The 20929-nt window shown below is 63.4% G+C and carries 19 protein-coding genes and 1 riboswitch; of the genes, 8 read left to right on the top strand and 11 right to left on the bottom strand.

What is annotated here, in order from left to right; genetic code table 11:
* Positions 1-3: 3 nt before the first annotated feature.
* Positions 4-1452: a Fe-S cluster assembly protein SufB gene (gene sufB / locus JMY28_RS06580; protein WP_201695069.1), complete on the bottom strand. Its 1449-nt coding sequence runs from the start codon at positions 1450-1452 to the stop codon at positions 4-6.
* 311 nt (positions 1453-1763) lie between these two features.
* On the opposite strand from sufB, the gene JMY28_RS06575 reads away from it, so the two are divergent.
* Together JMY28_RS06575 and JMY28_RS06570 are read left to right on the top strand one after the other, a co-directional pair.
* Entirely contained in the window at positions 1764-2018 is a 255-nt protein-coding gene (locus JMY28_RS06575) for a hypothetical protein (RefSeq protein WP_201695068.1), read from the top strand.
* 70 nt (positions 2019-2088) lie between these two features.
* A complete protein-coding gene (locus tag JMY28_RS06570; RefSeq protein WP_028204289.1) occupies positions 2089-2349 on the top strand; it encodes a DUF1488 family protein in 261 nt (86 codons plus the stop codon).
* Between the two features lie 214 nt (positions 2350-2563).
* On the opposite strand, the gene hpnJ is transcribed toward JMY28_RS06570, so the two are convergent.
* Positions 2564-3985: a hopanoid biosynthesis associated radical SAM protein HpnJ gene (gene hpnJ, locus JMY28_RS06565; protein WP_201695067.1), complete on the bottom strand. Its 1422-nt coding sequence runs from the start codon at positions 3983-3985 to the stop codon at positions 2564-2566.
* A 269-nt stretch (positions 3986-4254) separates the two neighbouring features.
* On the opposite strand from hpnJ, the gene JMY28_RS06560 reads away from it, so the two are divergent.
* Positions 4255-4611, top strand: coding sequence for a hypothetical protein (locus JMY28_RS06560; RefSeq protein ID WP_201695066.1), 357 nt, complete (start codon positions 4255-4257; stop codon positions 4609-4611).
* A 113-nt stretch (positions 4612-4724) separates the two neighbouring features.
* On the opposite strand, the gene JMY28_RS38870 is transcribed toward JMY28_RS06560, so the two are convergent.
* The 4 genes from JMY28_RS38870 to JMY28_RS06540 form a co-directional block, all read right to left on the bottom strand.
* Positions 4725-5399, bottom strand: coding sequence for a hypothetical protein (locus tag JMY28_RS38870; protein WP_236596727.1), 675 nt, complete (start codon positions 5397-5399; stop codon positions 4725-4727).
* A gap of 108 nt (positions 5400-5507) precedes the next feature.
* Positions 5508-6485, bottom strand: a complete 978-nt coding sequence (locus JMY28_RS06550) for an ROK family protein (protein WP_201695065.1) — start codon at positions 6483-6485, stop codon at positions 5508-5510.
* A 44-nt stretch (positions 6486-6529) separates the two neighbouring features.
* Positions 6530-6850: a hypothetical protein gene (locus JMY28_RS06545; protein WP_201695064.1), complete on the bottom strand. Its 321-nt coding sequence runs from the start codon at positions 6848-6850 to the stop codon at positions 6530-6532.
* A gap of 42 nt (positions 6851-6892) precedes the next feature.
* Positions 6893-6996: riboswitch (SAM-I-IV-variant riboswitch) on the bottom strand.
* Between the two features lie 104 nt (positions 6997-7100).
* Positions 7101-8855: an IlvD/Edd family dehydratase gene (locus JMY28_RS06540; protein WP_201695063.1), complete on the bottom strand. Its 1755-nt coding sequence runs from the start codon at positions 8853-8855 to the stop codon at positions 7101-7103.
* Positions 8856-9067: 212 nt separating this feature from the next.
* On the opposite strand from JMY28_RS06540, the gene zwf reads away from it, so the two are divergent.
* A complete protein-coding gene (zwf, locus tag JMY28_RS06535; protein WP_201695062.1) occupies positions 9068-10690 on the top strand; it encodes a glucose-6-phosphate dehydrogenase in 1623 nt (540 codons plus the stop codon).
* Between the two features lie 22 nt (positions 10691-10712).
* Entirely contained in the window at positions 10713-11576 is an 864-nt protein-coding gene (locus JMY28_RS06530) for an ROK family protein (protein ID WP_201695061.1), read from the top strand.
* Positions 11577-11617: 41 nt separating this feature from the next.
* On the opposite strand, the gene JMY28_RS06525 is transcribed toward JMY28_RS06530, so the two are convergent.
* Both JMY28_RS06525 and JMY28_RS06520 read right to left on the bottom strand, forming a co-directional pair.
* Positions 11618-13438: a chloride channel protein gene (locus JMY28_RS06525; protein ID WP_201695060.1), complete on the bottom strand. Its 1821-nt coding sequence runs from the start codon at positions 13436-13438 to the stop codon at positions 11618-11620.
* A gap of 81 nt (positions 13439-13519) precedes the next feature.
* Positions 13520-14470: a LysR family transcriptional regulator gene (locus JMY28_RS06520; RefSeq protein WP_201695059.1), complete on the bottom strand. Its 951-nt coding sequence runs from the start codon at positions 14468-14470 to the stop codon at positions 13520-13522.
* A gap of 138 nt (positions 14471-14608) precedes the next feature.
* Here JMY28_RS06520 and JMY28_RS06515 point away from each other — a divergent pair, with 138 nt between their 5' ends.
* The 3 genes from JMY28_RS06515 (at position 14609) to JMY28_RS06505 (ending at position 17436) form a co-directional block, all read left to right on the top strand.
* Positions 14609-15826 carry an FAD-dependent monooxygenase gene (locus tag JMY28_RS06515; protein WP_201695058.1) on the top strand — a complete coding sequence of 406 codons (1218 nt, stop codon included), beginning with the start codon at positions 14609-14611 and terminating at the stop codon, positions 15824-15826.
* A gap of 92 nt (positions 15827-15918) precedes the next feature.
* Positions 15919-16449, top strand: coding sequence for a cytochrome b (locus JMY28_RS06510; protein ID WP_407945471.1), 531 nt, complete (start codon positions 15919-15921; stop codon positions 16447-16449).
* Between the two features lie 252 nt (positions 16450-16701).
* Entirely contained in the window at positions 16702-17436 is a 735-nt protein-coding gene (locus tag JMY28_RS06505) for a metallophosphoesterase family protein (RefSeq protein WP_201695057.1), read from the top strand.
* Positions 17437-17473: 37 nt separating this feature from the next.
* On the opposite strand, the gene JMY28_RS06500 is transcribed toward JMY28_RS06505, so the two are convergent.
* The 3 genes from JMY28_RS06500 to JMY28_RS06490 all read right to left on the bottom strand — a co-directional run bounded on the left by JMY28_RS06500 (position 17474) and on the right by JMY28_RS06490 (position 20736).
* Positions 17474-18463 (bottom strand): zinc-dependent alcohol dehydrogenase family protein, encoded by a 990-nt coding sequence (locus tag JMY28_RS06500; protein WP_201695056.1) that lies wholly within the window; start codon positions 18461-18463, stop codon positions 17474-17476.
* A gap of 41 nt (positions 18464-18504) precedes the next feature.
* The gene (locus JMY28_RS06495) at positions 18505-19620 is read right to left on the bottom strand and encodes an alkene reductase (protein WP_201695055.1); all 1116 of its coding nucleotides are present in this window, start codon (positions 19618-19620) and stop codon (positions 18505-18507) included.
* Between the two features lie 234 nt (positions 19621-19854).
* Positions 19855-20736, bottom strand: a complete 882-nt coding sequence (locus tag JMY28_RS06490) for a LysR family transcriptional regulator (protein WP_201695054.1) — start codon at positions 20734-20736, stop codon at positions 19855-19857.
* Positions 20737-20929 lie beyond the last annotated feature (193 nt).

The following is a 20929-nucleotide window of genomic DNA, read 5'->3' as shown; positions in this document are numbered from 1 at the left end:
CTCTCAACCTACGCTGCCTTCCAGGCTCACGCCCAGAAGCTTTTGCGCTTCCACGGCGAATTCCATCGGCAATTCCTTGAGCACGTCCTTGCAAAAACCGTTGACGATCATCGACACCGCGTCCTCCTCAGTTAGCCCGCGCTGCCGGCAATAGAACAACTGGTCTTCGCCAATGCGCGACGTCGAGGCTTCGTGTTCGACCTTCGCGCTCGGGTTCTTCACCTCGATATAGGGAAATGTGAAGGCGCTGCATCGATCGCCGAGCAAGAGCGAATCGCACTGGGTGTAATTGCGGGCGTTCTCAGCCGAGCGCGCCATTTTCACGAGCCCGCGATAAGCGTTCTTGCCCCGGCCAGCCGAGATCCCCTTCGAGAGAATCGTGCTGCGCGTATTGCGCCCGATATGAACCATCTTCGTGCCGGTATCGGCCTGCTGATAGTGGTTGGTGAGCGCCGCCGAATAGAACTCGCCGATCGAGTTATCGCCCTGCAAAATGACGCTCGGATATTTCCACGTAATCGCGGAGCCGGTTTCGACTTGTGTCCACGAAATCCTGGCGTTCGCCTCGCGGCAGTCGCCGCGCTTCGTCACGAAGTTGTAGATGCCGCCGCGTCCCTGCGCGTCGCCCGGGTACCAGTTCTGCACCGTCGAATAGCGGATTTGCGCGCCCTCCAGGGCTACGAGTTCCACAACGGCGGCGTGCAGTTGGTTTTCGTCACGCATCGGCGCCGTGCAGCCTTCCAGGTAGCTCACGTAAGCGCCCTTGTCAGCCACGATGAGCGTGCGCTCGAACTGGCCCGTGTTGCGTGCGTTGATGCGGAAGTACGTGGACAACTCCATCGGGCAGCGCACGCCCGGCGGGATATAGCAAAACGAACCGTCGCTGAATACCGCAGAGTTGAGCGTTGCGAAGAAGTTGTCGGTGTACGGCACGACCGAGCCGAGATACTGACGCACGAGGTCCGGATGGTCGCGCACCGCTTCCGAGAACGAACAGAACACAATGCCAAGCTCGCCCAACTGCCGGCGAAACGTCGTGGCAACGGACACGCTGTCGAATACCGCGTCCACGGCCACGCCCGCGAGCATCTCGCGCTCTTGCAGCGGCACGCCGAGCTTTTCGTAAGTGCGAAGGAGTTCCGGGTCGACTTCGTCGAGGCTCTTCGGGCGCCCCGTCTGCGTGTGCGGCGCCGAATAGTAGGCAATGTCCTGGAAGTCGATCGGCGGGTGTACGATGCTCGCCCAATGCGGTTCGGTCATCGTGAGCCAATGCCGGTAGGCGGTGAGCCGCCATTCGAGCATGAAGTCCGGCTCCTCTTTGCGCTCCGAGATAAGACGGATCACGTCCTCGGATAAACCGCGCGGCAACGTATCCGACTGCACGTCCGAAACGAACCCGTGCCGATACTCCCGCCGCAGCAATTCCTCGAATGTTTTCGCTTGTGTATCCATGACGTTATTACGGTCTCCTTTACACTCACAACTTCATTCTAGGACTCCTGTCATAACCCTGGCATGGGGAGTGTTTAACTGGAGCGCATGAAACGCGAAGCAGGAACGCCCGATGCGAAAGACCCTGCTCGCAAGAGAGTCATGACAGCGCATCCGCGTGAAGCCGCCCCTTGCGCTACTTGCAGTCAGTTTTACGCGCCGCGACGACATCGGCGCTGTGTCACTGCGGACGTTGGCCGCAAGCGCACGCTTGCGGGCATGCGATTCGCGACACTTGCAGAATCATGTCGACGAAAACAAACGGAGAAGCCATGAAGGCACCTCATGCTCTCGTCTGGGGCGCGATCGCCTGCGTGCCGCTAGCGGCCTTCTGGCTGCCCGCCAGCGCGCAGGCACAAACGGCCGCGCATACACCTGCCCCGCCGATGGTGAAGCCGCCGGCAGCGGCCCCAGGCGGCGCGAGCGCATCCAATCCCGACAACATGCCGGTGAAAAAGCCCAAGGGGCCCGCCACTCATGACAAGATGATGCGCAGCGACCCCGCGAGCGGCGCTCAAGCGAAATAGCTGCAAAAAGAACTCAACATCGGCCGCGCCAGGCTCTACCCTGTAACAGTGAAACTCACGGAGGATCAGAATGAGAATCGAATTCACGAGTCGCCGGCACGCCGTGGCTGCCGCGCGCGTAGCGTTCGAAGCCAACGTGGACAACCGGCCGGTATGGTGCAGCGTGTCGCTCGACGCGCTGAACGATCGCTTTGGCAATACCGGCACATCGGCGCATGCGCTATTGAGCGCCTTCGAGGCGAACCGCCCAAGCATCGAGCTGGCCGCGCGCCACGCGCTGGAGAAAAACGGGGGCCAGTCCGTGGAACTGGAAACGCGCGATCTGGAGTGATCGCGCTGGCATAAGCGCAACCGCAACAGGGTTCGAACCGTCAACCAGATCGGCCTGCGCTGTTGTGTAACGAACCCTGCCAGCTGCTCGCCTCGACGCGCCGGCCCTGATGTGAGAAGGAGGCAAACATGGGCGCGTTACAGGCGTGACAAGTGAGTGAAAAAAGAGTGAAAAAAAGCCCGGAATCCCGGGCTTTTTCTTTAGGGCGGGCGTCTCAGACCTTGCGTGCCCGGAGATACCGGAAGAACTCCGCGCCCTCCTGCAGGCGCCGCTTCATCATCTCCCAGCTCATCAACATCTCGCGGACGATTTCCCAGATCTTCGATGGCCGGAAATAAAAGCGTTTGTAGAACTCTTCGACGCCAAGGTAAATCTCTTCGCGCGAGAGATGCGGATAGCCAATCGTCGAAGCCTGCGTGCCCGCCGAATTGATGAGCGTGATGACCTTGGTATCGTTCAGCCACCCATTTTCAACGGCCTGTTTATGAAGCACCGTGCCCGGGTAAGGCGCGGCGAGCGACACCTGAATGGTATGGGGATTGATCTCTTTCGCGTACTGAATGGTCTTCTGGATCGTCTCGTGCGTCTCGCCCGGCAGACCGAGGATGAACGTCCCGTGGATCTTGATACCAAGCTTGTGGCAATCTTCACTGAACTGGCGCGCCATATCGGTACGCAAGCCCTTTTTGACGTTCACGAGAATCTTGTCGTCGCCGGATTCGTAGCCCACGAGCAAGAGCCGCAATCCGTTGTCCTTCATCACCTTGAGCGTCGAGTACGGCACGTTCGCCTTGGCATTGCACGACCACGTCACGCCTAGCTTGCCCAGCCCTCGCGCGATCTCCTCGGCTCGCGGCCTCAGGTCCGTGAAGGTGTCGTCGTCGAACATGATCTCCTTGATTTCGGGCATGTTGTCCCGAATCCACTTCACTTCTTCCAGCACATGTTCGACCGAGCGCGTGCGATAGCGGTGCCCCCCAACCGTATGCGGCCAAAGGCAGAACGTGCAGCGGGATTTGCAGCCGCGGCCCGTGTAGAGCGAGAGATACGGATGCTTGAGATAGCCGCTGAAATAATGCTCGGGCGTGAGGTCGCGCTTGTAGATCGGCGAGACGAATGGAAGCTGGTCCATGTCCTCGAGAATCGGCCGGGCGTCGTTGTGCACGATCCCGCCGTCGGGCAGGCGATAGCTCAGGCCCAGGATCGATTCGAACGGAAGACCCTGTGCAATTTCGCGGCACGTGAAGTCGAATTCTTCGCGGCATACGAAATCGAGCGCGTCACTCGCGGTAAGCGAACCATGAGGATCGACCGCCACTTTCGCGCCGATCATGCCGATGAGGATCGTGCTCTTGCGCCGCTTCAAATGTCCGGCAAACTGAACGTCACTCTGGAACGAGGGCGAACTCGTGTGAATGATAACCAGTTCGTATTCCTGAGCGATATCCAGGGTCGCTTCCAGTGAAAGCTCGTCTGCGGGGGCATCTACCACGCGGCTGCCTTCGACCAACGCTGCGGGCTGGACGAGCCACGTTGGATACCAGAACGACCGGATCTCGCGCTTTGTTTGGAAACGTGAGCCAGCGCCGCCATCGAAGCCCTCAAAGGAAGGTGCCTGCAGAAACAGCGTTTTCATGAATGCCCTCGGAGAAAAACCGTGAATTTGTCTCGAAGCCTACAAAAACATGACACTTGCTGGAGGGCTGCTTTGCCCGGGTCAAGAATACTACGACTTGCCGTCGTGGCACGGCGAAAAAAGCGTCTGTGCCCGCCTATCGAAACACCCAATTACAAAAGCCGGCGCCAGTTGATGCCGCATTCATCGGCATGCGGGATGCTTTCTGTACTATATTTTCTGGGGCATCCGTAGCAGCATTCATAGCACTCCAAAGCGGGAGGCGCTGTATGTCGCGATATCACGACATGCCGGAAGGCGTGCCGGTTGGCAATGGTCACCATATCAGCCCGGCCGAATTCCTGCTGATGGCGGGCTTTCTCGCCTACCGCGCCCCACTCGCTTCGGTCGATGCCCGGGCGGCAGCCCGGCGCGTTCTGGATGCGGTTCTCAGTGCGGCGGCGGCTCACGGGTTCGTGCATGCGGACGCACTCGAATCCATGATGGCGAGCGCCGAAAAATCGGCGAACGCACACAGTCTCGCCGAGCAGGCCAGTGCTGCCGTGGGCGACACGTTTGCTTACTTGCAGGTGATTCGCGGTGCGGGCGTCGCGCTCGAAGCGGACCCTTACACGCTAATCACTTGAGAGGCGCGAAGGGTGTGGTCGAGATCGGCGCGTTCGGCTTCACCGGCGTTCACTAGCTCAATGACGCGGCACGCCGACGCCGAACGCTACGCGGTGGGGTAACGCGCCGTCATTCAACTATCAGGTGGCCGCGCGGGAACCTGCTGCCAGCCGCCGGCGCAGGTTTGCACGTACGGATAATAAGTCTGCGACGCTACGCAGTAGTACCAGACGCCGTATGGGGCCTCGCCACCCTGCCCACCTTGGCCGCCGCCTTGCCCATACTGCCCGCTTTGATCGTACATATTGGCGCCGCCGTACTGGGGCGCTTGCTGGGCTTGGCCCTGACCCTCTTCGATCCACTGCGTGGGCTGCGAGAAGTCGCCTGAAACGTAGGGGTAATAGACGCTCCCGATGTACGTCGGATAGTAGTACGGATAGAACGGATAGCCGTAGATGAAACCAGGGCCGTAGTAGAAGCCGACCGAACCGCAGCAGCCATACCAGCCGTGATAGTAGCCGTGATAGTAGCCGCCCCGATACCAGCCATAGCCGTGGTAATAACCGCCATGGTAATAACCGCCGCCGCTATAGTTGCCGTGGTAGCCACCGCTCCAGCCGCTGCTGTGATTCACGCCGCCGTAGCCGCCCCAGCCGCCACCGTAACCACCGCCACCGCCGCCGCCCCAGCCACCGCCGTAACCGCCGCCGCCGTGCACCCAGCCGCCGCCTCTACCCGCGCTCGCCCCGGCGCTGATGCATAGCGCCACGAGCACGAGCAGGAGTCTGCACAATTCACGCCCTTTCATGATGCTCACCCCGATAGCCGCTGACCGATAACCATCGATAGCCGGTTGGCTACATAGATCAGTTTAGGCGTCGCAAGCCCATTTTTCCTGTGCGCGTTTCACGGCGCATTACGGCTGCCGACAATCGTCCTGCCTCGCAATGATGGCCGCGCCAATAAGCCCGCCGTCACGCCGGAACGCTCCGGGAACGACTACGCGTTCGCGAAATTCCCGCAGCGTGCGCTTGCGCACGGCGGCATCCAGCGCATCGATGAGTGAGGAGACATTGGAAAGTCCGCCGCATGCCGGGACGATTGAAGCGCCCGTAATGTTGATGACAGCTGCGAGCGGTTCCGATACGAGGGCGAGCCACGCGGAAACGGTGCGCTGCGCGCGATCGCGGCCTTGCCGCCAGTCGTCGAGAATTGTGTGGCTGTCTTTCTGTTCGCCGTTCAGGACCGCGTTGAGCCGTTCCATGCCACGTGCCCCGCCGACGGTGTCGACGCAGCCCATGCGGCCGCAACCGCAACGCAGTGCGCTCAATGGCTCCGCGTGGCCTGAGCCATTGAAGTCGACGTGCGTGTTCACAGGCAGCCCGTGGCCCCACTCTCCCGATATGCCGCGCGCGCCGCCGGCTACGCGGCCCCCCACCACGAGCCCGCCGCCGACACCGGAGCCGAGGACCACGCAAAACACGACATCGTGGCCCGCACCCGCGCCCTCGACGGCCTCTGCCAATGCGAGGCAGTCGGCGTCGTTGGCAATGCGCACGCGTCGCTGAAGCCGGTCGGTCAACTCCGCGCCAAGCACGCGGCCCGAGACGCATGGGACGTTGGACGAGCAAATCACCCCGCTTGCGGGATCGATCGCACCGGCCATCGAGATTACGAGAGGCGAGCGGGTCTGCCCAATATGACGGTCCGCGAGGGATTGGAGAGTCGCGCCAAACGCCTCCCAACTGTCGACCGGCGTCGGCACGCTTTCGAGCAGGCGCACGCTACCCGGACTGTCGGATACACCGAGCCTGACGTATGAGCCGCCGATGTCCGCGACAAAGACGCGTGGGGGTTGCGGGTATGGCCCTGAATCAACGCTGGTGTCTGGCACCCCTGGCTCCTCTATCCGTGCCTGTGCGACGCCAGCCTGCGGGTTCAGCGGGCGCGAACGAAATGATGCTCTATCTTTGCACGCACCACGCCGTCGACGGCCGCGAGTTGTTCGCGCAGCCGCACGGCTCGCCTTTCGGTCATTTCGCCAAATACGATTTTTTGCTCGAGCACGTCGCCGCAGCGGGTAACCGCCCATCGGTCGACGACCACCTGTTCGCCTTCGAGCACGCCAGCGGCTGTCGAAACGACGCCGAGATCCAGGCCGGACACCAGATGAACGGTATGCGTGAGCGTGAAGCCGGGAAGACAGTGCGAAAAGTCTTCACAGACCGAGGACGAAGAAGCGGGGATATCTTGACGCATAGTGGCTCCGGATGAAGGTTGATCGAACCGGTGCCAGCTACGCTGCTCCCGTTTCGTTGCCGTAAATCGGCCGCATCGCCTCTAGGGCTTCCACCTTGCCCGGGAGGGCAGGTTGGCGTCGGTCACTCCGACTCTGGATGCTTGATTCTCTTGTTCGATATTCCGAACGAGCTTTCATTATACCGGAATCAGGCCGCCGGGCAAGAAGTGCGGGGCCAGCAACTTCGTGCCCGGATTTCGGGCCCGCACGCTACTTCCTCGGGACTGCGCCTCGCGATTCGGTCGCCCTGAGGAAATCGAAGTCGGCGCCCTTGTCCGCCTGGGTCACGGTGTCCAGGAACAGCTTGTGATAACCGCGGCTCGCCGTGGGCACGGTAACCGGCTCCGCCTGCGCCCGGCGCCGCAGTTCTTCGTCGTCCACGAGCAAGTTGATCTCGCGGTTGGCCACGCTCAAGCGGATGCGGTCGCCGTTACGCACATGGGCAAGCGGGCCGCCGATGGCGGCTTCTGGCGTGACGTGCAGCACGATCGTCCCGAATGCCGTGCCGCTCATCCGTCCATCCGAAATCCGCACCATGTCTTTCACCCCTGCACGGGCGAGTTTCTTCGGGATGGGAATGTAGCCGGCCTCGGGCATGCCCGGCGCACCTTTCGGCCCAATGCGCTTGAGGACGATGACGTCATCGGCGTGCACGTCGAGGTCGTCGGTGTCGATGCGGTTTGCCATATCGCTGGCGTCTTCGAACACGACCGCGCGGCCCTCGTGCTCCATCAGCGCTGCGCAAGCCGCCGATTGCTTGATGATCGCGCCACCCGGCGCAAGATTGCCGCGCAGAACGGCCAGGCCCCCTTGCGGATAGACGGGCGCGCTGAGCGGTTTCACCACGTCTTGCGCGAAGCGCGGCCCGGCGCGCTCCATTTCCTCGCCCAACGTGCGGCCAGTCACGGTCATCGCGTCGAGATGAAGCAAGGGCTTGAGTTCATGAAGCAGCGTGGCCATGCCGCCAGCCCGATGAAAATCTTCCATGTAGTGCTCGCCCGACGGCTTCAGATCGAGCAGTACCGGTGTTTCGCGGCCCATACGGTCCACTGCGTCCAGATCGATGTCGAAGCCGAGCCGTCCGGCAATGGCGGCAAGATGCACGATGCCGTTCGTCGATCCGCCAATGGCCAGCAGCACCCGCAAGCCGTTCTCGATCGACGCGGCACTGAGCACCTGGTCGATCGAGAGCCGACGCCTCGCCATCTCCACAGCCTGCGCGCCGGTCTGCTCGGCCACGCGCATGCGGTCCGACGTCACGGCAGGCGGCGTGGCGCCGCCCGGCATCGTCATGCCCATGGCTTCCGCCACACAAGCCATCGTGCTGGCCGTGCCCATGACGGCACAGGTGCCGACGCTCGCCACGAGGCGGTCATTCACCTCGGCGATCTCCTGCTCCGTGACTTCGCCCGCGCGAAACTTGCCCCAATAGCGGCGGCAATCCGTGCACGCGCCGACGCGTTCGCCGCGATGCACGCCCGTCACCATGGACCCGGTAATCAGCTGAATGGCGGGAATGCCCGCCGATGCGGCGCCCATCAACTGCGCGGGCACCGTCTTGTCGCAGCCGCCGATGAGCACGACCGCGTCCATGGGCTGTGCGCGAATCATCTCCTCCGTATCCATCGACATGAGGTTTCGCATGAACATGCTCGTTGGCTGCGAAAAGCTCTCGTGGATGGAAATGGTCGGGAATTCCATCGGCAGTCCGCCCGCCAGCAGAATGCCGCGCTTGAGCGCCTCGAGCAGTTGGGGCACGTTGCCATGGCACGGGTTGTACGCGCTGCCCGTATTGGTGATGCCGATTACGGGACGCTGCAGCGCATCGTCGGTATATCCGGCGCCCTTGATGAAGGCCTTGCGCAGGAATAGCGAGAAGCCCGTGTCGCCGTAGTTCGTCAGTCCGCCACGCATGCCCTGGGGATCAGGGGCATTCTCTTCATCGGGGGAGTGCTTCTCGGACATAGCCACCATCCTCGGGTCGGTTCAGATTGGTCAAAGCGCGGTCGCCGGTAAGGGTACTGCGAATCGCGCAATGCGCGAGGTGGAGCGCGGACCTTCGCTCACGATATTACAAATCACCTTCAATGGCGGATTGAACCGAATGCGCGCAAACTCGGTCAGTCAAGGTACCGGATTTGCTTGCCGTGTTCATTTCAGCCCACTGAAGCGAAATCATGTCGACCAAACAGACCCAACCCGATTCTTCCAGCGAAGCTTCCCGCGCGGCCCCCAGCGCAAAAGTGCCTGCGCATCCGCAGGGCGCGCAGGCCGCCCCCGCCTCGCCTGCCGGCAAGCAGCCCGCGCCGCCCTGCACGCTCGTGATCTTCGGCGCGGGCGGCGATCTGACCCAGCGCCTTTTGATGCCGGCGCTTTATAACCTCGCCGTCGACCGTCTGCTCGACGACGGCATGAAGATCATCGGCGTGAATCACGGCGAGCGCGAAACCCGCGCATGGTCCGACGATCTGCACGCCGCGCTGCAAAAATTCGCCGCCGACAAGGCGAGCACCTTCCACGCCGGCAAGCTCGACGACACAGCGTGGGACTGGGTCGCGCAGCGCCTCACGTACATGGCGGGCGAATTCGAGGACGACACCGCATTTCAGCGTCTCGCCCAGCAACTGAACGGCAAGTCGCGCGGCAACGTCGTGTTCTATCTCGCGGTCGGCGCGCGCTTCTTCAAGCCGATTATCGAGCGTCTCGGCAAAGCCGGATTGCTCGACGAGGGCGACGACGGCAACGGCGCGTTCCGCCGCATCGTGATCGAAAAGCCCTTCGGCGCCGATCTCGCTTCGGCGCGCGACTTGAACCAGCACCTGCTCAGTGTCGCGAAAGAATCGCAGATCTATCGCATCGACCATTTCCTCGGCAAGGACACGGTGCAGAGCATTCTCGCGCTGCGTTTCGCCAATGCCATGTTCGAGCCCGTCTGGCGGCGCGAGTACATCGACAGCGTGCAGATCACGGCTTCGGAAGTGATCGGCGTGGAAGGCCGCGGCAAGTTCTACGAGCAGACCGGCGCATTTCGCGACATGGTGCCCAATCACCTCTTTCAACTGCTCGGCATGGTCGCCATGGAGCCGCCCAATTCGTTCGACGCCGAAGCGGTGCGCAACAAGAAAGCCGAAATCTTCGACGCGCTCAAGCCGCTCACGCCCGACGACGTGGTGTTCGGGCAATACGCAAAAGGCCCGGCAGGTGTGGGCTACCGCGACGAACCGGACGTGGCCAAAGACAGCCGCACCGAAACCTATGCCGCCGCGCGCGTGCAGATCGACAATTGGCGCTGGGCGGGCGTGCCGTTTTATCTGCGTACCGGCAAGCGGTTGGCCGCGCGGCGCACGGAGATTTCGGTGCAGTTGAAGAGCGTGCCGTTTCTCCTCTTTCGCGACACGCCAGTCGATACGCTCACGCCCAACGTGCTGACGCTGCGTATCGATCCGTCGCATGGCACGAGCTTCGACTTCAACGTAAAAACGCCGGGGCCGCTCGTGCAGATCGGCCCGGTGCAGTCGTCGTTCGATTACGACGACTTTTTCGCGGAACGCGCCAACGTCGGCTACGAAACGCTGCTCTACGATTGCATGCTCGGCGACCAGACGCTCTTTCAACGCGCAGACGGCATAGAGTCGGCATGGTCGACGGTGGATGGTGTGCTGCACCCGGAACTCGACGCCGCGCTTGCCGTGTACGACTACGCCGCAGGCAGCGAAGGCCCGGCACAAGCCGATGCGCTGCTCGCGCGCGACGGCCGCGCGTGGCGCGCGCTCGCGCAGCCGCAAACGAAGAAGAAGTGAACCAGACAGCTAAGGAGAACGTATGGCCAAAATCGAAAAGACGGTCAAGAAAAGCGCTGTGAAGAGTCCTGTGAAGAGTCCTGTGAAGCGCGCGGCAACCGCGACGCACCCCTCGCAGGGCATCGAAAACATTCTCGCCATCGACGTAGGCGGAACGGGCCTGAAGGCGGCGATCGTCGACGCGGACGGCACCATGCGCACGGAACGCGTGCGCGTGGCGACGCCGCATCCGTGCCCGCCCGCCTTGCTGGTCGATACGCTCGCGACGCTCGTCGATCCGCTGCTCAAGCAGTATCCGTCAACGCACGTTTCGATCGGCTTCCCTGGTTTCGTGCGCAACAATCATGTGATCACGGCGCCGCATCTCGGCCTCGATGACTGGAACGACGTGCCGCTCGCGCAGATGCTGGGCGAGCGCCTCTCGATTGCCTCGGTGCGCATGATCAACGACGCGGAAATGCAGGGCCTCGCCGCCATCGAAGGACAAGGCCTCGAATTCGTGATGACGCTCGGCACCGGCGTGGGCACGGCCATGTTCCGTGACGGCGAATTGATGCCACACCTCGAACTCGCGCATCATCCGGTCAGCAAGAAGCGCGCATACGACGAGTACATCGGCGACGCCGCGCGCAGCAAGGCGGGCAACAAGCGATGGAACGCGCGCGTCGAGAAGATCATCGGCATACTCGAATCGCTCGTGCATTACGACAAGCTGTGGATAGGCGGCGGCAACGCGGCTCGCCTCACGTTCGACCTGCCGCCGAACGTGGCGACCGTTCCGAACGATCGCGGCATCGAGGGCGGCGCGCGTTTGTGGCACCCGCGCTCGGTGCGCGAAACCCGGCAGTTGCCTGCGGCTACGCAGCGCGCGGGAAAATTCAGGTAGCGGGCTAAGCCGGCGCGCTATTCGTCACTCTGCAGACTCGCTCAGTGTTTGGCTTCGGCGCGCTCGTCCGTCATGCCCGCTCGCTTGCTGATGGGTGCGAAGCGCTCGCTACGCGGCACCCACACGCGGCGGAACCGTTCGCGCTCGCGCTCTTCCGTGAACACCGAAAGCGAAGGCTTGACGAGATCGTGCCGCGAAACGATGCCGAGCAGACGGCGGGTGTTTTCGTCGGCCACGACCGGAACGCGGTCGAGGCCCGTAATGGCCAGGCGCGCGGCCACGTTCCTGCAGGTCTCGCCGGGCAGCGCGATTTCGGGCAGCGCAGCGCAGAAGAGCGCGCCAATGGGCGCATCCCCCGAACTGGACAACGCACGGTCGAGCAATGCGCGATCGGCCATGCCGACGAGCACACCGTTGTCGACCACCGGGAACGCGCGGAACTTCTGCTGCGCGCCGAAGTGGGTACGCAGCACGTCGGCGACCGTCGTGCGGGCGTCGATCGACTGCACGCCCTTGGTCATGACTTCTTCCACGTAGTGCCGCTCCAGCGGGTCGATGCTGTATTCGCGGTAGATGTGATAGCCGCGGCGCGCGATCTTCTCGGTGAGAATCGAGCGACGCATGAGCAGCACCGTAAATCCGTACGCGACCGCCGCCGAAGCGAGAAGTGGCAGCAACGCGTTGGCGTCGCCCGTGAGTTCGAACGCGAACACGGCGGCCATGACCGGCGCGCGCATCATGCCGCCAAGCGCTGCCGCCATGAAAATGAGCGGCCACACCGCGCTCTCGTGGCCAGGCATGTACGGGCCGACTAGCGCGCCCACGCCCGCGCCCATCATCAGCAACGGTGCGAGCACGCCGCCCGAAGTGCCGGAGGCGAGCGCAATGACCCAGATGATGGCCTTGACCACCACGATGCCGATCACGGCCTGCATGGCGAGGTGGTTGTGCAGCAGGTCACCGATCACGTCGTAGCCCACGCCGAGTGTGCGCGGCTGAAAATAGCCGCCAACGCCCACTGCGATGGCGCCGAGCGCGGGCCACCACATCCAGTGGATCGGCAGCTTGCCGAACAGGTCCTCGACCTTGTAGAGCCACGTGGAAAGGCCCCACGACAACGTGCCCGCAACGACCCCGGCAATGCAGGACGACACGATGCCGACGGCCCCGAGCGGCATGGTTTGCAGCGGGAAGAGCGGTCCGCTGCCGAGCAGCAGCGGACGCGTGAACCCCGCCACGACGCAGGCGATTGCAACGGGAAGCAGGCTGCGGGGCCGCAACTCGAACAACAGCAGTTCGATGGCGAGCAGCACGGCGGCGACCGGCGTGCCGAACACCGCCGTCATGCCCGCCACCGCGCCCGCCACGAGCAGCGCCTTGCGCTCGGCCCCCGAGAGATGGAAAAACTGCGCGATGAGCGAGCCGATCGCGCCGCCCGTCATGATGATCGGGCCTTCGGCCCCGAACGGGCCGCCGCTGCCGATCGCAATCGCGGAGGCGAGCGGCTTGAGCACGGCCACTTTCGGCGACATCTTGCTTTTGCCGAACAAAATGGCTTCGATTGCCTCGGGAATCCCGTGGCCGCGAATCTGTTCGGAGCCGTAGCGCGCGATCAGCCCCACGATCAGGCCGCCGATCACGGGCATCGCGACCACGAGCACGCCGAGCGTGTTCTGCGCCGGCGAATGATTCGCCGTGGAAAACGACTGGAAGAAAAAGAGGTTTGTGAAAAACCGGATGAGGTGCAGGAGAAAGTCTGCCGCGACGGTGCTCAGCGCGCCGCAAGCGGCTGCAATGAAGCTAATGCGCAGAAGCCGGACATCGGTTGCGAAATCGCCTCTGTCGCCGTTGTGATTGCTCATGGTTCCTCTTGCCGCTCAAGATCGGTCAGTAACATCCTCTGCACTTTATATCACATTATGATGTAACTGGTGATGCCGGGATCAGCGTGCACGTGTCGGCAAAGGAGAAGAGCGCGCCGTTCTGCCGCCCCCATCGGCGAAGAGTTCGATCACGAGTTCGCGCAGCCAGCGGTTGCCTTCGTCGTGCTGCACGCGCGCGTGCCAGAGCAGATGAATGGGCGCGGCGGGCAGCTTCATGGGCAGCGCGCTCAAGCTCAGCGAAAACGGCTTGGCGAGCTGCAGTGCAAGCCGCTCCGGCACCGTGGCGATCAGGTCAGTGCGTTCGAGGATATAGCCCACGCTCATGAAGTGCGGCACGGTGAGCCGCACCTGGCGCTTCACGCCGCGGCGCTTGAGCCATTCATCGACCTGGCCATGCCCCGTGCCGGCCGACACCACCACCAGATGCTCGGCCTCGCGCCACGCCGCGAGCGTGAGCGGCGCGCTCTCCAGCGGATGACCGCGCCTGAAAAGGCACACATAGCGCTGATCGAAGAGTCGCCGCTGGTAGAAGCCGCCCTTGAGCTGCGGCAGCAAGCCGATGGCGAGATCGACGCGGCCGTCTGCCATCTCGTCGCTCAGATTGACGCCCGTATTGCGCACGGTATTGAGCGCGACGCCTGGCGCCACACGCGAAAGGCGCTCGAGCAGGTCAGGCAGAAACACGACCTCGCCGATATCGGTCATGCCGATCGTGATGGTGCGCGTGGCGCGCAACGGATCGAAGCCGGTCACCGGATTGAGCGCGCCGTGCAGTGTGGCGAGCGCCTGCGCGACCGGGTCCGCAAGACGCAGCGCGAACGGCGTGGGCACCACGCCGCCGGGCCCCCGCACGAAGAGCGGATCGCCCAGCAGGCGGCGCAGCTTGGCGAGCGCGTTGCTCACGCCGGGCTGGCTCATGTTCATCTGCTCGGCCACGCTCGCCACGCGCCGCTCCCGCATGAGCCGATGAAAGAGCAACAGCAGGTTGAGGTCGATATCGCCCAGTTCCATTCATTCAATCCAGTGATGAAGCAGATTCATTCCATTTTATTGTGGAATGAGCAGCGACTGCTGAGAATACGGACACGGTGTGTGCGTGACGTACCCACGCTAGCCGACCCCATAAATCTGAATATCGGAGACATAGTCATGAAACAGCGTGATCTGAAGATTGCGATTGTCGGCGCCGGGATCGGCGGCCTCACGCTTGCGCTCGCACTGCGCGAGCACGGCATCGACGCGCAGCTCTTTGAGCAGACCGACGAACTGCGCGAAGTCGGCGCGGCCGTCGCGCTCTCGGCCAACGCCACGCGCTTTTACGAACGCATGGGCCTGCGCCCGGCCTTCGAGAAAGTGTGCGCGGAAGTGCCGGGGCTCGTCTATCGTGACGGACGCAGCGGCGATGTGATCGGCCACCATCGCGGCGCGCCAGACTATCGCGGGCAATTCGGCGGCTCGTACTGGGGCGTGCATCGCGCCGACCTGCAAGCCGTGTTGTCGAGCGCGGTCGGGCTCGAGCGCATCAAGCTGAGCCATCGGCTCGTCGATCTCGCGCAGCATCCCGATCGCGTGAGCCTGACGTTCGCCAACGGTGAACGCGTCGATGCCGATCTCGTGATCGGCGCCGATGGCGCGCGCTCAATCACGCGACGCTGGATGCTGGGCTACGACGACGCGCTGTATTCGGGCTGCTCCGGCTTTCGCGGCGTGGTGCCGGCCGGACTCATGGACCTGTTGCCCGATCCCGAGACCATCCAGTTCTGGGTCGGGCCGGGCGGCCATCTGCTGCACTACCCGATTGGCGACAAGGGCGACCAGAACTTCCTGCTGGTGGAGCGCCATCCTTCGCCGTGGCCGTCGCGCGAGTGGGTCATGCCTGCCGAGGAAGGCGAGCAACTGCGCCTTTTCAGGAACTGGCACCCTGCCGTCGTACAGATGATCACTGCCGTGCCGATCAGCCAGCGCTGGGGTCTGTTCCACCGTCCGCCGCTCGGCCGCTGGAGCAAGGGCCGCATCACGCTGATCGGCGACGCCGCGCATGCGCTCGTGCCGCACCACGGCCAGGGTGCGAACCAGTCGATCGAAGATGCCGTGGTGTTGGCCGACCAATTGGCGAAGGCGGGGCCGGGCAACTGGCGCGAAGCGCAGGAAGCCTACGAGCGCCTGCGCCGGGGCCGCACGCGCAAGGTGCAGTACGCTTCGATCACCACGGCGGACGTCCTGCATCTGCCCGATGGCCCCGCTGCCGAGGAGCGCAATGCCCGGCTCGGCTCGCGAGCCGGCGTGCTGAATCATCTGGACTGGATTCATGATTTCGACGCGCTTGCGCAGGAGCCGAACGAGCGGCAGGGCGGAACGTGGCTTTGAGGGCGCGCGCAAGCGGCGCAGTTAATGATCCGTTAATCTCGGCGATCTAGAATCGCGGTCTTTAACTGATCATTTCTGCACAAGGAGCGTCCATGCAAATCACCGCCGACTCGCGCTACGACCTCGTTGCGCGTCTGCTGCACTGGCTCGTCGTCGCACTCGTGGCGGCGCAGTTCGTGATCGGCTGGACGATGCCCGATGTGCACCGCGACACGCGCCCCGTTGGCGAAATCGCCTGGCATCTGGGCGTCGGCACGGCGCTCCTTGCCGCGATGGCCTGCCGTCTGGTCTGGCGCGCGACCCATCGCCCACCGCCCGACAACCAGGCCCCGCTCATGCGCGCCGTGGCGGCCCTCACGCATCTCGGCCTGTACGCCCTGCTCATCGCGGTGCCCGTGCTCGGGTGGATCAACGCCTCGTCGCGCGCGTGGAATGTCACGCTGTTCGGCGCCATCCCCCTGCCCGCGCTCTCCCCTGCGGGGTCATCGTTCGGGCACGCCATGGGCGACGTTCACAGCGTGCTCGCGTGGGTGCTGTTTGCGCTCATCTGCCTCCATGTGGCCGCAGCGCTCTTTCATCGTTTCGTGCTCAACGATCGTGTGCTGCAGCGCATGAAGCTTTGAACGCGCCGCACGGCCGCAGCACTTAAAGCGCCATGCCGCCGTCGATGGTGAGGCTCGAGATCTTCGACGCCCACCGTCGCGATATCGCCGAGCATGAGAATGCCCGCGTTGACAACGGCGATGTCAAGCTTTCCGAAGTGTTCGCAGCAATCGACCCAAAACGCAAACACGAACGATCGGCCGTGGACACCGGACGACGAATCGTCCAGAATCGCCCAATTCACGACTTTCGCGGCCAGCCCGGGTTCGCATATGAAAATCGCGGCGCTTTCCGACATTCACGGCAATTTGCCCGCTCTCGAAGCGGTGCTCGACGATATCGAGCGGCAAGGGGCGGATGTCATCGTCAATCTCGGCGACATCCTCTCTGGCCCGCTTTATCCGTCGCAAACGGCGGACCGGTTGATGCAACTCGGCTTGCCCACGATTCGCGGCAATCACGAAAGACAGCTTCTTGGCGCGGATCGCACCCGCATGGGGCCATCGGACCGCTTCGCGCGCGAGGCCCTGAGTGAAGCACACCTCGCGTGGGTCAGCGCATTGCCTGCCACGCTATGGCTCGATAGCGACGTGCTGCTCGTGCACGGCACGCCGCAGGACGACCTCTCCTATTTCCTCGAAACCGTCACGGCAGATGGATGCCGAACCGCGACGCATGGCGAGGTCAGACGCCGCGCAGCCGAAGTCGAGGCAACGTTGATTCTGTGCGGCCATACGCATCTCGCGCGTTCGATGCAACTCGCGGACGGCCGCTTCATCGTGAACCCAGGCAGTGTCGGCCTGCCAGCGTACGAGGACAAGCACCCCTTTGCGCATCGCATGGAAGCGAGGACTCCCCATGCCCGCTACGCGAGCGTCACGAGAAGGACAAACGGCTGGGAGGTAGCGTTTCGCGCCGTGGAGTACGACTGGCACGCAGCCGCCGAACTCGCTGCCGCCAATGGCCGCCCCGACTGGGAAGCGGCGCTCCGCACCGGGTATTGCTAATAGCGATTGCCGGTGTCGAGCGCCGCGTATCGGCGTATTACACGGTCACCACGATCTTGCCGAACTGCCCGTTGGTTTCGAGGTAGCGGTGCGCATCCACCATTTCTTCGAACGTAAAGGTACGGTCGATAACGGGCTTGAGCGCGCCGCTTTCGAGTCCCTTGAGCACGTATTCCACCGCAGCCTTTCTGCGCTCGGGGTCGCCGCTGGTGAGCCAGATGTTGTGGGCCTTCACGCTGATGACCTTCGCGATCATCTCCAGCACGGGTAGCGTCGTGGCGCGTTCATCGAGCGCGCCGTAGAGAAACGCGATCCCCTGGAAAGACAGCGCCGAGATCAGTTTCGCGAAGTTAGGACCGCCAACCGGATCGAAAGCGACGCGAGCCCCTTTGCCGCCGGTGATCCGCATGATCTCGTCGACAAGGTCCGTCTCGTCGGTCACGACCACGTGCGCCGCGCCCGCATCGAGCAGCTGCTGCTTCTTCCCGGCGTGGCGCGTGAGTGCGATCGAAGTCGCACCCGCGTAGTTCGCAATCTGGATTGCCGCAAGTCCGACACTGCTCGACGCCGCAGGCACGACGACATAGTCGCCAGCGCCCACCTTTGCATCTTCGATCAGCGCGCCGTAGGCGGTGACGAACATCATCCAGACCGATGCGGCCTCAGCAAACGAAAGTGATTCAGGATGCCTGACGACTGCGTAGTCAGGCACGACGATGCTTTCTCCGTAGGTGAAGTACTGATTCATCGAGAACGACGGGATCACGTTGACTTCGTCTCCCGCTGCGAAGTCCGCTACGCCCTCGCCCACGGCGTCGACAATGCCGGCCGCTTCGTAGCCGAGGCCCGCCGGAAAGCGGACCGGCTCGATGTACTGATCAGTGCGCCACATCGATTCCGCGCGATTCAGACCAATGGCTTTCACCGTGATGCGAACCTCGCCGGGACCGGGAGCGCGTACCGATTCGTCCACGAATTTCAGCACTTCCGGGCCACCTGCTTCTGCAAACCTGACAGTCCGTGACATGACTAACTCCTGTTTCGATTGATGATGAAGCAATGAACGTCTCACAAGGCCGCTGCGGTCTGTGAGTTCGACTGATGAATCGGGAAATCCGAGTAGTGCTTTTCGTCGCCGCCCCAGAACGCTGCGCGCACATAGGGCGTAAGCGGCAACTTGTGCTTCAGACGATACGGCAAGTCCGGGTTCGACGAGAAATGCCTGCCGAACGCAACGAGATCCGCGTCGCCGGACGCCACGATCGCTTCCGCGCTTTCGCCGTTGAAGCCGCCAGCGGCGATGATCGGCCCGGTGAAGTGCTCGCGCAGGTATTTCACTGCGACGGGCGCGTGCCCTTCGTGAAGCGTGTCGTCACCTTTGACGCGCGGTTCGATCACATGAAGGTATGCGATCTTGTATTCATCGAGCACCTTGGCGACGTGGCTGAACGTTGCTTCCGGATTGCTGTCGGAGATGCCGCCCCATTCGCCCGACGGCGAGATGCGTACGCCGATGCGATCCGCGCCCCACACCGAAATCAGCGCTTCGACCACTTCGCGCAGGAAGCGCACGCGATTTTCGATCGGGCCGCCGTAGGCGTCCGTGCGTTGGTTGGTGCCGTCCTGGATGAACTGGTCGACGAGATAGCCATTCGCGCCGTGCAGTTCGACGCCATCGAATCCTGCATCGAGCGCGCGTTGCGCCGCGACGCGGAATTCCTCGACGATGCCAGGAATCTCTTCGATCCCGAGCGCACGGTGGGGCGAGACCGGCACGAAACCGTCTTTCGTCAACGCTACGCCTTCGAAGGGCACGACCGAAGGTGCTACCGGCGCGACGCCCCCCGTCATTTCGACATGGCTTTGGCGGCCGCCGTGGATCAGTTGCATGAACACGCGGCCGCCCTTCGCGTGAACCGCATCGGCGATGGCTTTCCAGCCCGCGACCTGGCCGTCGTGATAGAAACTCGCCGCCCCGAGATACGAACGGGCCGTCACGGAAATGCTGACGCCTTCCACGATCTCGAGGCCGCCAGCGGACGCGCGCTGGCCGTAGAAGTCGGCCATCATCGGGCTCGGAATATCGCCGGGCTGGGTGGTGCGCAGGCGGGTCATCGGCGCCAGAACGACGCGATGCGACAGGGAATAGGCGCCGAGCTTGGTAGCGTTGAACAGGTGTGCCATGGTCTTTCCTTGAGAGTGACAAAGTGGCCGGCACGCAAGCTGTCGATATCGGCTCCAGGCATGGGGGATACGCGATCCCGCACCGTCCTTCAGGAGCTCCGCTTCGTCGCGTCGCCGTCTGATGGACAATCTAGCGATTCGCGACGCAAAGTAAAAAGACCTTCTGGGAAGGGGGGCATGCCTCGCGGGCATGACTGGCAGGCGCGTGCCTTGGCGGCTTTCGCCGCCTGGGGATCAGGGAAGGACGAGCTCGTCGAGCCTTGAAAGAAATAGCTGCAAGGTAGGCGACGCATTCGCGCGGCTGTACCCCACCACGAGGTCGACCGTCGGCGCCTCTCCCTCCAACGGCCGGCTCACGACAGACCATGGCAGCAGGTTGTTCGCATACTCGGGCAAGAGTGCGAGGCCGCGCGTGGAAGCCACGAGCGACATGGCCATCGCGAGGTTGTCCACGCGGTGCTCGGTGGCCACCTCCACGCCTTGCGCCTGCAGAAAGCCCACGATCACCTCGTGCAGCACGCGCGCCTTGTTGGACGCCATGACGAACGGCTCGCCGGCAATGTCATGCGCACAGATGGCGGATTTCGCCGTGAGCGGGTGATCGCTAGGCATCAGCACGACGAGCCGCTCGCGGTTCACCACGCGGTACTCGAGGTCGTAGCCGGGCTCCGCGCGCAGAAAGCCAAGATCGAGCTTGCCGCGTGCGAGCGCGTCGGCAACGTCCGGCGAGTAGTAGCTCGAGACGGTCACGTCGATATTGGGCAGTTCGTCGCGCAGTACGCTCATCGCGCGCGGCAGCCACGTCATTTCCTGGCCCGTGAGAAAGCCCAGCGCGAACACCTTGCGCTCGGGCAGCGCCGCGCGGCGCGCTGCCTCGGCAGCGGCGTCCACCTGCGCGAGCGCGAGCCGCGCATGGTCCAGAAACGCCTTGCCCGCGGTCGTCAGCTCCACGCCCCGCGCGCTGCGAATGAACAGCTCCACGCCCACCTGGTCCTCCAGATCGCGGATCTGGCGGCTTAGCGACGGCTGCGACGTGAAGAGCCGCTGCTCCGCGGCCACGGTCAGGCTGCCCGTTTCGGCCACGGCCACGAAATACCGCAGATGCCGCAATTCCATCGCGCTCTCCAGTCTGGCCATGCCTCGCAAGTATGCCGGCAAGCCTACAAAGTCTTTTCCCGCCGCGCAAGCGCCCTCTAGAGTTCGACACATGGCAGCGCGCACGGCAGCAATCGAGCAACAGCCGGCGCGGGCTCATAGTATCGCCTGCCCGAGAGTCATCGCTCGCGGGTATGGCTCCAACCATTGATCA

This window comes from Paraburkholderia hiiakae, assembly GCF_904848665.1.
Lineage (GTDB): Bacteria > Pseudomonadota > Gammaproteobacteria > Burkholderiales > Burkholderiaceae > Paraburkholderia > Paraburkholderia hiiakae.
Note: the sequence above shows the minus strand (reverse complement) of the source record. Positions and strands in the feature narration are given on the sequence as shown.